This is a genomic window from Cognatiyoonia sp. IB215446 (assembly GCF_033963825.1).
Lineage (GTDB): Bacteria > Pseudomonadota > Alphaproteobacteria > Rhodobacterales > Rhodobacteraceae > Yoonia.
The window spans coordinates 131,374-142,656 of the sequence record NZ_JAXBMD010000004.1 but is presented as its reverse complement, the minus strand read 5'-3'; the positions used below and the strand labels follow the sequence as shown (position 1 = coordinate 142,656).

Below are 11,283 nucleotides of genomic sequence, written 5' to 3'. Positions count from 1 at the left end.
TCGCGCATGTTGCTGCGCGACCATTTTCACGCCGCAAGTGCGGCAACCTGTGTGACGACAAACAGTGGAATAAGCGACGCAAGGCCAAAGCAGATCAGGCCAAGCACCGCGAAGATACCGTCGCGGGTTAGTATTCCAACCGAGATCAGCGTGACACCTGCCCCGATGGTCGACGACGACATCGGTAAGAGTTCCAGAAACGGGATGCAGGCCGCCGCACAGGCGCAAATGAGGTAAAGCAGCCTGCTCATCGGTCCGCCGACGAGTAGCGACAGCCTTTGATGCGCGACCCGGTCGAGCCAGCTTGTCAGCCGTCGCAACACAGATACGGCATTCTTCGTGCGTTGCGTCGGTAGGTGCCGGTCAAGCAGCCAACCCGGGAGCCAGGGATGCTTGCGACCCGCAGCGCCCTGAAGGGCGATGAACACGATGATCAGGCCGCAAAAGCTGGAGAAGAGCGGGATCGCGCTCAACGGTGATACGATTAGCAGCGCGGGCAGCATGAGCGCGGGCACGAGCCCCGCAGCGTCCAGCGCATCAAAAAGGCCGCGCCCATCGACAGGTCCAGTAGCGATGCGGGCTTCAAGGATATCCAGAATATCTGTGATGGGCCCTTTCTTCGCCATGGATCACTCGACAGGTTCTTCCTCGGATTGCCGGTTCCACAGATGCGCGTAGCGGCCTTCACGGGCCAGCAGGTCTTCGTGGCGACCCTCTTCGACGATGTGCCCGTTTTCCAGTACGATGATGCGGTCAGCATCGGCGATGGTCGACAAACGGTGGGCGATGGTGATCACTGTCCGCCCCTCGCCCATCGCCTTGAGTTCGGCCTGAATCTCCATCTCCGTCTCGGTATCAAGCGCCGAAGTGGCCTCGTCCAAGAGGAGGATCGGCGGGTTCTTCAGAAGGGTCCGCGCGATCCCCACCCGTTGCTTTTCACCACCCGATAGCTTGAGCCCGCGTTCACCGACGGTGGTCTGATAGCCTTCAGGCAAACCCGACACAAAATCATGGATCTTCGCCGCCTTGGCTGCGGCGATAATCTCGTCCTCGGTCGCATCCGGACGCCCATAAGCGATGTTGTAGTAGATGGTGTCGTTAAAGAGGACTGTATCCTGCGGCACGACACCGATCTGCGCATGAAGGCTGGCCTGCGTCACGTCACGCACGTCCTGTCCATCAATCAGCAAGGCACCTGAGCCGACATCGTAGAACCGAAACAGAAGCCGTCCGATGGTGGATTTCCCCGACCCGGATGAACCCACAATGGCTACCGTCTGACCGCGCGGGACATCAATGCTGATCCCCTTCAGAATGGGCCGCTCTACGTCATAGCCAAATGCCACGTCACGCAGTTCGACATGTCCGCCATTCACCTGCAAGTCCTTGGCACCCCGCTTGTCCTGCACCTCGGCAGGTTGACCCAGCAGATCGAACATGTCGCTCATATCGATCAGCGCCTGCCGGATTTCGCGATAGACCGTGCCAAGAAAGTTCAACGGCATCGTAATCTGGATCATGTAGGCGTTGACCATCACGAAATCGCCCACTGTCAGATCGCCGCGCTGTACGCCCATTGCGGCCATGACCATAACCGCAACGAGACCACCCGTGATGAGCACTGACTGGCCGAAATTCAAAAAGGCCAGCGAGTAGTTCGTGCGGATGGCGGCGTTTTCGTAATTCGCCATTGCGGTGTCGTACCGGTCCGCCTCCCATCGTTCGGCCCCAAAGTACTTGACGGTTTCAAAGTTCAAGAGGCTGTCAATGGCCTTTTGATTGGCATCCGTATCCTGGTCATTCATTTCCTTACGGATACGCACCCGCCATTCCGTGACCTTGAACGTAAACCAGACATAAAGCGCGATTGTCAAAGCGACGACCGCCAAGTACCAGACATCAAAAAGAAAAAACAGAACGACCGAGATCATCAGAAGCTCAAGAACCAGTGGCCCCATCGAAAACAAGAGGAAGCGCAACAGGAAATCGACACCTTTCACACCTCGTTCGATAATCCGGCTGAGCCCGCCGGTTTTGCGGGTGATGTGATAGCGCATCGACAGGCGGTGAATATGGGTAAAGGTCTCAAGCGCCAATTGCCGCAAAGCGCGTTGTCCAACACGCGTAAAGACCACGTCGCGTAATTGCTGAAACCCGACGGTCATCAGACGCGCCAAACCGTAAGCCAGCGTCAGGCCAACGGCGCCCAACCCTAACACGGTCGCGGCGTCCGCTCCCTCTGGCGCCAACGCATCAACTGCCTGTTTGTAAAGGATCGGCGTGCCCACCGCGATCACCTTTGACAAGAGCAGGACCGCAAGCGCCATCACCACCCGGCGTTTGACCCATGCCTGCCCATCCGGCCAGAGATAAGGGACAACGCGACGGATCACGGCCCAGCCCTGGACCTGGGCATCGTTCAGATTGGCATCGGTTTTCGTCAGACCACGCATTACTTGCTCCGCCTTGGCAAGACCTTTACCTAAGCCGGGCTGTGGTGGAACACCAGTGGTGGTGCGCTATTGCGTGATGTCGGGAATGCGAAAAATCTGACCGGGGTAAATCAGGTCCGGGTCGCGGATCAGGTCGGCATTGGCCTCAAACACCTCAACATACAAAATCCCGCTACCGAGGTTCTCTTCGGCAATCGCCCAAAGCGTGGCGCCGGGCTGCACGGTTCTGACCGCAACTTCAAAGCCTTCCTGATCGGTCTCTTCGGCCAGAACCGCGGCAACATCCGCTGCCTCTTCGCGGCGAAACGGGGTTTCTATCCGGGAAACGACCTCTCCGGCGCTGTCGACCTCGTCGATGCGTAAGGTGTAGACGCCCGTGTCAATTGCCGGCAGGTCGATCCGCCAATCCCCGCCTTCAAACACGGGCGCTGCGGTGATGGGCTGATTGTTAATATAGACTTGCACCGCGCCATCACCAGTAGCGCGTCCGGCCAACTGCACCTCGCCGTCTGGATCATAGGTGATCGCATCAAGCGCCACGTTCGGCGTGGTTGGTGCGGAAGCGGATTGTACAACGCGGACACCCTCTTCGTCCGCTTCGAGTACAGTTGGCGGTGCGAGGGTCGCGCTTTCGCGCTCGGCTTCCGGCGTGGTATCTTGCTCAGGTGTCGGCAAAACATCTGCAGCAGCCACCGTCTCCGTTTCGGCCTCTTCGGTAATCTCAGGTTCCGCAATCACGGATGCGACGACAGGCGGCGCAATCGGGGCGACGATAAAGCTGGTTTCAGAGCCAAGTTTGGCACCATCGGGATCGGCCAACAGCGTCAAGCGACGCGGCTCTTCCGCTGGTCCGGCAGAGGGCAAGGCCACAAAGCTGCCCGTTGCATCCGCCGTCACACGGTCAATCACCTCACCGGCCAGCATGATATCCACGACCTGCCCCGGTTCGGCGCGCCCAGCGATGACCATGGAGCCGTCAGCCTCAACGCGGAACGTATCAAAAGACGGGCCGGGCGGCGGGGCGGGTGCGGCTGGCTCTTCAGCAACAACCGGTGCAACCGATGCGATTTCCTCGGCAACAACGGGCGCCGGTTCAGGAAATGCAGGCGCGGCCTCAGCGACTTCAGACACAGGCTCCGGCGCAGGCAACAGCATGATCGCCCCTGCCCCAATAACGATGGCCGCCGCCCCACCCAGCACAAGCGGCACAACCCGCGATGTCTTTTCCTCTGCCACGTGCCACCCCTTCTTCGGCGGTTTTGCTCACCGCACGCACGGATAATGTTGAGACACCCTACCAACACCGCTATGACCGGTCAAAGCGAAGCTGCGTGAGGCCGATGTGATGTCAACCTTCGAAAAATCGGTCTGTGTCTATTGCGGCTCGCGCAATGGCGATGATCCTGTCTATGGCGAGGCGGCTGTGGCCGTGGGCAACATGCTGGCCAGCAATGGCTGGCGGCTTGTTTATGGTGCGGGCGATGTGGGGCTGATGGGTCAGGTCGCCAACGCCGTGCAGGCGGCAGGAGGAGCCACATTCGGTGTGATCCCCGCCCATCTGATGGATTGGGAAGTGGGCAAGCGCGATCTGGACAGTTTTGTCGTGACCGAGACCATGCATGAGCGAAAGAAGGTCATGTTCATGAACGCCGACGCGGTGGTGGTGTTGCCGGGCGGGGCGGGATCACTCGATGAGTACTTCGAGGCACTCACCTGGCGCCAGCTTGGACTGCATGCAAAGCCCATCATCCTTTTGAATGTCGATGGGTTCTGGGACCCGCTTTGTGACCTTCTGCAACATGTCGTCGATCACGGATTTGCTGACAACAACATTCTGGAATTCACCTCCGTCGCTGAAGATATGGCGGGCTTGGAAGCCATGCTCAAGCGCGCCCTATAGCGCCTGCATCAGTTCCGCATAACGTGTGAGCGAGATGTTTGAGCCACAAGCGATCAACCCAACGTGCCGCCCGGCGACACGGTCAGACAGTGGCCCCGTCAACGCAGCAAGCGACGCCGCACAAGCAGGCTCCGCCGTGATCCGCAGGATCTCCTGATACTGGACCATGGCCCGCAGCATGTCGTGGTCTTCGATGCGTACGACCTCATCAACATAGGCCTGTGCCACCGCAAAGCTTTCCGGCAAAGCGAAGGGCGCGCCGAGGCTGTCGGCAATCGTTTTCACTTCTGGCATGGATTGCGGGCTGCCTGCCGCAAGACTGCGCCATAGCGTATCGGCGCCCATGGGCTCAACGCCAATCACGTGCGTCTCAGGGCGCATCTGTTTGATCGCTGCGGCCATGCCACCGCTGAACCCGCCGCCACCGACGGGAATGACAAACGTATCGATCTCTGGCGCCTGCAGCGCATATTCGCGCCCGCAAGTCGCTGCCCCCAGGATCATATGCACCGCCTCATAGGGGTGCATGATCGTCCGTCCAGCATCAGCGGCGGCATACATTGCAGCAAAGGCTGCCGCCATATCTCCATGCAGCGAAATCTCCGCCCCTAATGCCTTGCAACCTGCAATCCGCGCGGGATCAACCGCCTCTGGCATGGTGATCAGCGCATTCACCCCTGCCATCTTTGCAGCCCATGACACGGCCAGCGCATGGTTCCCACCGCTCGCCGCCACGACACCAACGCGGCGTTGATCATCGGTCAAACCGCGCAGCCCGAAAAGCGCACCCCGCGCCTTGAACGACCCGGTCTGCTGGAACAGTTCCAGCTTCAGCGTCACTGATGCGCAATCCGGCAACACCGTGTCCCAGCGCGCGGATTTCAGGGGCAGGATTGGCGTTTCGATGATCGCATCCGCCAAAAGCTCCGCCGCTTCGGCGACCTCATCCAAATCCGGTCCAACCATGTCCGCCCCCGAAATCAAAAAGCCCGCAGGACGGTGTCCCACGGGCCTTTGGCATTGTCCATGTCAGATCGGTTACATCCGGGAGGCTACATTTTCCCAGTTCACCAGATTATCAAGGAAGTTGGTCAGGTAAGCCGGGCGCTTGTTGCGGAAATCGATGTAGTAAGAATGCTCCCACACATCACAGCCCAGCAAGGCCGTCTGCCCAAAGCAAAGCGGGTTCACACCGTTTTCGGTCTTGGTCACAGCCAGTGAGCCGTCGGCATTCTTGACCAGCCAGCACCAGCCAGAGCCGAACTGCCCAGCCCCTGCAGCGCTGAACTGCGATTTGAATTCATCAACCGAGCCAAAGCTCTCCGTAATCGCCTTTTCCAGCTCACCGGGCATCGCACTGTCACCGGGGCCCATCATTTCCCAAAACTGGTTATGGTTCCACAACTGGCTGATATTGTTGAAAATCCCGTTCTGCGCAACGGCGGTCTTATCGTAGGTGCCGACGATGATCTCTTCCATCGACTTATCCGCCCATTCGGTACCCTCAATCGCCTTGTTGCCGTTCGTGACATAGGCATTGTGGTGCAGATCATGGTGGTATTCGAGCGTTTCCTTGGACATGCCCTTGTCAGCAAGCGCATCGTGAGCATACGGAAGGTCGGGGAGTTCAAAAGCCATCTCGGGTATCTTTCTAAGTTAAGGGCCGGATGCGACGATACATGTCACAATGGGACCCAACGTCAAGCCCAGCAAGGAGCTACAGACATGACACCAAAGGACGTGGTCACCGCATTCTGGAACGCCATGGCAACGAATGATTTCGTGGCGGCCAGCAAATGGCTCTCGCCTGATTTTCAGGGCTACTGGCCACAATCGCGCGAACTCATTACGGGGCGCGACAACTTTGCTGCCGTCAACACGGCCTACCCGGCAGCGGGTTTGTGGCGCTTTGACGTGCAATCTGTTCTCGCCGAGGGCGATCAGGTCGTGACGGATGTTGCGATCACCGATGGACAGATGAGGGCGCGTGCCATCACGTTCCATACGGTCGCGGACGGGTTGATTACGCATCAACGCGAATACTGGCCCGATGACTTCCCGGCCCCAGAATGGCGGGCGCAGTGGGTGACGGTGTCAGCCTAGGCGCGCTTCAGTCGCCTTGTTCCGCGGCCAGAATCTCGGCGATCTGCAACGGAATCCAGTCATGCGGGATGAAGTGGCCACCGGGATGCACGTCGAGCACGACAGCGCCACCCGGGCAATCCCAGGACGTGCGCTGAAACGTCAGGAAGGATCGCGCGGCCCATGGCCCGTCATCCCGGCCTGTCCCACACGCAAACGCCTCGCGCCAGAGCGCCACGGGGTATGTCTGATCGCCGCCGGGGCCGAAGGGGAATGGGAGGACCTGATCATCGAGGCCAAAAACCTGGCGCACTTGGGCAGGCTGCGTCGCGCAGCTGATGTCCTGCGGCAACGTTCCCGCGACCGCGAGCAATGCGGCGATCCCGTCGCCATCTTCACAAACAAACCGCCATGCCATCCGGGCACCCCAAGAGTACCCCGACACGAAAATCCTCTCCCGATCAATGGAGTAGCGGCTGGCTGCATCCTCGATAACCGCACGGGCAAAGGCCGTATCTGGCGAAGCGGCCCTCTGAAAGGACCAGGTCTTGTTCAACCCGTTTGGTGCGAGCAGCAACACTTCGTCCGCCACAATCTTGGTCGCAATCCGGTCATGCCGAACGATCAGATCGCCCTGCCGCGCCCATCCGTGAAAATGCAAAAGGACCGGCAACGCGCTTTGACCGTCCCAGTTATCCGGCACTCGCAGATGGTATGAGCGATCACCTAAGGGACAGGCGACCTGCCCTTCGCAGGCTGCAGCGGTAGAGGTCAATGCAAGGAAAGCGGCTGCGCAACAAACAAGAAGACGTATCATGCTGCAGCGCTAGCGCATTGCGCAGGCGTCCGGAAGTGACATTTGCCTCAGCAGCTGCGCGCCCTCAAAAATGACCTACGCGTCCCGCCTTGGCCGATGCAGCCAAAAGGTCAAACGCATAAGCGGCGACGGAGCGGAAACAGATCACCTCAAACGTGTCTTCATCCCGCATCCAGAAGGCTGCAGCGATCTGGCCCAGGCGGGTACGGCGGAAATCGCCCGGTTTGAACGTGTCAGGATGCAGGTCGACGGGCGCGAGTTTGGCGATGACTTCACGGCAGAACTCCCCTTCGACAAAGAACATCGCACGGGCGTCCGAGACGTTTTCGGCCAGGTAATGTGTACCGGCCATAGCATTGTTGATCTGCGTGAGCGCCTCAGGAACCTCGGCGTAAGGCAGTAGCATCAACATCTCGTCGGGAGACATCCAGCAAAGGCCCTTTTCACCCTCGCTCTTTGCCTGTCCTTGCGCCGGAAAATTAACGCCGGTTAGTTTGGTGCAGATCGCCTTCAACTTACGGTCGCTCAGGTCGCCGCGCAGGGTGATCATGCCGCGCAGGCCCGCTTCGCGGATCGTCACCTCACCAGCCGCAACCTTGCCCTGTAATGCGCTGACAGCGTTAGACATTCTGCTTATCCCCCTCCTTGTCATAGAAGACGGGATCAACGATCTTGGCGCGGGCGGTCGTACCGTCGACCTTGTTGAACTCGATCACCTCACCCATGCGGTCAGGCCCTTTGTGGATCAGCCCCATGGCGATGCCCTTCTCCAGCGTTGGTGAGTAGTAGGTCGACGTCACGCGGCCTTGCGTATTCCGCTGACCGTTTTCATTCGTGCCGGTCGCGAGCGCATAGGCCCCGTCCGGCAAAACAGAGCCATCCTCTGTCTCCAGCCCAACGAGTTTCCAGCGGTCTGCGCTCGCCATGTGGCTGCGCGCATGGGCGCGTTTGCCCAGATAATCCTCTTTCTTCTTCGACAGCGCCCAATGCAGGTTCAAGTCCTGCGGGATCACGGTGCCATCGGTCTCATCCCCGATCATGATAAAGCCTTTCTCGGCGCGCATGATATGCAAAGCCTCGGTCCCGTAGGGCATCACACCGAACTCTTCACCCGCTTCGATCAGCGCATCCCAGAAGGCGCGGCCCTGCCCCGCAGGCACGGCGATTTCGTAAGAGAGTTCGCCCGAGAATGAAATGCGGAAGACGCAGGCATCAAAATTGCCAATCTTCCCTTCCGCCCACTGCATGAACGGCAGCGCCTCGGCCGAGACATCCATGCCGCCCAGTTTGCGCAGCACCTTGCGGGCCTTCGGGCCGACGACCGCGATTTGCGCATATTGCTCGGTGACATTGGCGACATAGACCTTCCAGTCCCACCACTCGCATTGCAGCCAGTCCTCCATATGCGCGTGGATATGGTCGGCGCCGCCGGTTGTGGTGTGGCAAAGCCAGGTATCCTCGGCCATGCGCACCACAACCCCGTCATCCATCAGAAAGCCGTTTTCCGAACACATCAGCCCATAGCGGCATTTGCCCACGGGCAGCGTCGACATCATGTTGGTGTACATCATGTCGAGGAACTTGCCCGCATCCGGCCCCTTCACGATCAGCTTGCCAAGGGTCGAGGCATCAAGCAGGCCGAGGTTTTCGCGGGCATTCTTGACCTCGCGATTGACGGCATCCTCGACGCTTTCGCCGGGCCGGAGATAGGCATAGGGCCTGCGCCAATGGCCCACCGGCTCGTTGTCCGCACCGTTTTCGTTGGCCCAGTCCGAGATCGGTGTTTTACGGATCGGTTGGAACAGATCATCCCGCGCAACCCCGGCAATAGAGCCCATGGAAATGGGCGTGTAAGGCGGGCGGAATGTCGTCGTGCCGACATTCGGAATCTCGTCATTGAGAGATTGAGAAAGCACCGCAAGACCATTGATGTTGCTCAGCTTTCCCTGATCCGTCGCCATACCGAGCGTCGTGTAGCGCTTGGCGTGTTCGACGCTTTCAAACCCCTCTTGCGCGGCCAGTTGGACGTCGGACACCTTAACGTCGTTCTGGAAATCCAGCCACGCCTTTGACCGCAGCGCATGTGCCGCGCCCTGTGGCATCAGCCAGACCGGAGCCATCGGCCCCTCACCAGCATCCTGCCCTTCGGGTGCCTGACCACCCCGCTTGGTGTGGCCTGCAGCCTTTGCCGCCGCGCGCCCGGCGGCCCAACCATCGCCCAGCACTTCGGCAGTGAGCAAATGGCCATTGGCCGTCCCGGCGGTCGCGACAAAGCCTTGCCCATCGTGGCTCGTGGGCGGGCACTCCGCGTCCGGCCGGAACATCGCCTGATCCGCGTCCCAGTTCAGCTTGCCCCCGCAATGAGACCACAGATGCACCACCGGCGACCACCCGCCTGACATGGCCACACACTCACATGCAATCTCTTCCAGCACAGCGCCTTCACCGGCCTGGGCGCAGAGCGCAACTCCGATGACACGCTTGCCGCCTTTGACCGCCGCAATGCCTTTGCCCGTCTCGACCCGAATGCCAAGGTCGCGCGCCTCGTCAACCAGATCGCCAGCCACTTCAGCCCGCGCGTCTACGATCACGGGGACTTCCAACCCGGCCTTTTTGAGCGTGATTGCCGTGCGATAGGCATCATCATTGTTGGTGACGACGACCGTCCGGTCACCAACCGAGACACCGTAATTGACCACATAGTCGCGCACGGCAGAGGCCAGCATCACACCGGGCACATCATTGCCGGCAAAGGACAACGGCCGCTCAATCGCGCCAGTGGCCGTGACAATCTGCTTGGCGCGGATACGCCAGAGCCGGTGGCGTGGTCCCTCATCCTCTGGCACGTGATCGGTTAGCCGCTCATAGGCGAGCGCATAGCCATGGTCGTAGATACCGGCTCCCATGCAGCGCAGGCGCATATCAACATGTGGCATCTTTTCAATCACTTGAACGGCTTTCTTGATCCACTCCTCTGCAGGCTGGCCATCGATTTCCGGGCTATCTACAAGCGCCCGTCCGCCCCAATCGGCACCCTGTTCCATCAGCAGCACGCGTGCGCCGCGCTCTCCGGCTGCTAGAGCCGCCGCCAATCCGGCGATACCGCCGCCGATGATCAGCACATCAACATGCGCGTGGAAATGCTCGTAAGTATCCACGTCACGATCCTTGGGTGCTTTCCCAAGGCCCGCAGACTTACGAATGAACGGCTCATAGACATGTTTCCAAAATGGGCGCGGGAACATGAACATCTTGTAGTAAAAGCCCGCAGGCAGAAAGCGAGAGAGCTTGCTGTTGATCGCACCCACATCAAATTCGAGGCTTGGCCAGTGGTTTTGCGATGTGGCCGTCAGCCCCTCGAACAACTCCGTTGTCGTCACCCGCTGATTGGGCTCAAAGCGCCCGCCTTTGCCCAGATTCACAAGCCCGTTGGGCTCTTCCGCACCGGCGGCCACAACACCACGCGGGCGATGGTACTTGAAGGACCGGCCCACCAGCATCTGATCATTCGCCAAAAGGGCCGAGGCGAGCGTGTCCCCTTCAAAACCGCGCAAGTGCTTTCCGTTGAAGGTGAAAGAGACCGGTTTGGCCTTGTTGATGAGGCGGCCGTGATCGGCAAGACGTGTACTCATTTGAAGCCCCCCCATGACCAGCCGGGGCGTTTACCGGCAATCTTGTCCTTGATCTCTTGCGGGGGCTCCAGCGTCTGGGCGGGATAGGTGCCGAAAACCTCAAGCGTATTCGTGCAGCGGACCGCATGAAACCACTTGCCGCAGCCATGGGCATGCCGCCAGCGTTCGATATGCACACCCTTGGGGTTGGCGCGCAGGAACAGATAATCCTCAAAATCCTCGTCCGAGGATCCCGGCCCTTCCCGTTTCAGATGGGCCTCACCACCTGGCTGCAGATCGGTTTCATCCACATCCATGCCGCAATAGGGGCAGCGCAGGATCAACATTGGACACCCTCACTCACTGATTTTTGGCGGATGCAACGCACCATCACCCGGCCAGCGCGCGCAAAAAAGGCGG

Annotated in this window: 11 protein-coding genes; 2 read left to right on the top strand and 9 right to left on the bottom strand. The window is 59.7% G+C overall.

Annotated features, from left to right (window positions below):
• Positions 1–26: 26 nt before the first annotated feature.
• The 3 genes from SLH49_RS16555 to SLH49_RS16545 form a co-directional block, all read right to left on the bottom strand.
• Positions 27–626 (bottom strand): exopolysaccharide biosynthesis protein, encoded by a 600-nt coding sequence (locus SLH49_RS16555; RefSeq protein ID WP_320270266.1) that lies wholly within the window; start codon positions 624–626, stop codon positions 27–29.
• A gap of 3 nt (positions 627–629) precedes the next feature.
• Positions 630–2,453 carry an ABC transporter ATP-binding protein/permease gene (locus SLH49_RS16550; RefSeq protein WP_320270265.1) on the bottom strand — a complete coding sequence of 608 codons (1,824 nt, stop codon included), beginning with the start codon at positions 2,451–2,453 and terminating at the stop codon, positions 630–632.
• 66 nt (positions 2,454–2,519) lie between these two features.
• Positions 2,520–3,689 (bottom strand): LysM peptidoglycan-binding domain-containing protein, encoded by a 1,170-nt coding sequence (locus SLH49_RS16545; RefSeq protein ID WP_320270264.1) that lies wholly within the window; start codon positions 3,687–3,689, stop codon positions 2,520–2,522.
• A 109-nt stretch (positions 3,690–3,798) separates the two neighbouring features.
• Between SLH49_RS16545 and SLH49_RS16540 the strand changes: the two genes are divergently transcribed.
• A complete protein-coding gene (locus SLH49_RS16540; RefSeq protein WP_320270263.1) occupies positions 3,799–4,353 on the top strand; it encodes a TIGR00730 family Rossman fold protein in 555 nt (184 codons plus the stop codon).
• Here the strand turns inward: SLH49_RS16540 and SLH49_RS16535 are convergent.
• Both SLH49_RS16535 and SLH49_RS16530 read right to left on the bottom strand, forming a co-directional pair.
• Positions 4,348–5,319, bottom strand: coding sequence for a threonine/serine dehydratase (locus SLH49_RS16535; RefSeq protein ID WP_320270262.1), 972 nt, complete (start codon positions 5,317–5,319; stop codon positions 4,348–4,350). The genes SLH49_RS16540 and SLH49_RS16535 overlap by 6 nt on opposite strands.
• Before the next feature lie 72 nt (positions 5,320–5,391).
• Complete coding sequence (locus tag SLH49_RS16530; RefSeq protein ID WP_320270261.1) at positions 5,392–5,991, bottom strand: superoxide dismutase; 600 nt, start codon at positions 5,989–5,991, stop codon at positions 5,392–5,394.
• An 87-nt stretch (positions 5,992–6,078) separates the two neighbouring features.
• On the opposite strand from SLH49_RS16530, the gene SLH49_RS16525 reads away from it, so the two are divergent.
• Positions 6,079–6,456 carry a nuclear transport factor 2 family protein gene (locus SLH49_RS16525; RefSeq protein ID WP_320270260.1) on the top strand — a complete coding sequence of 126 codons (378 nt, stop codon included), beginning with the start codon at positions 6,079–6,081 and terminating at the stop codon, positions 6,454–6,456.
• Between the two features lie 7 nt (positions 6,457–6,463).
• Here SLH49_RS16525 and SLH49_RS16520 read toward each other — a convergent pair whose 3' ends face one another.
• From SLH49_RS16520 to SLH49_RS16505, 4 genes are all read right to left on the bottom strand, one after another.
• Positions 6,464–7,252: a polyhydroxybutyrate depolymerase gene (locus tag SLH49_RS16520; RefSeq protein ID WP_320270259.1), complete on the bottom strand. Its 789-nt coding sequence runs from the start codon at positions 7,250–7,252 to the stop codon at positions 6,464–6,466.
• A gap of 64 nt (positions 7,253–7,316) precedes the next feature.
• On the bottom strand, positions 7,317–7,880 hold the full coding sequence (locus tag SLH49_RS16515) for a sarcosine oxidase subunit gamma (RefSeq protein WP_320270258.1): 564 nt from the start codon (positions 7,878–7,880) through the stop codon (positions 7,317–7,319).
• Positions 7,873–10,884: a sarcosine oxidase subunit alpha family protein gene (locus tag SLH49_RS16510; RefSeq protein WP_320270257.1), complete on the bottom strand. Its 3,012-nt coding sequence runs from the start codon at positions 10,882–10,884 to the stop codon at positions 7,873–7,875. Before SLH49_RS16510 ends, SLH49_RS16515 begins: the two co-directional genes overlap by 8 nt.
• Entirely contained in the window at positions 10,881–11,210 is a 330-nt protein-coding gene (locus tag SLH49_RS16505) for a sarcosine oxidase subunit delta (protein WP_320270256.1), read from the bottom strand. Before SLH49_RS16505 ends, SLH49_RS16510 begins: the two co-directional genes overlap by 4 nt.
• Between the last annotated feature and the right edge of the window lie 73 nt (positions 11,211–11,283).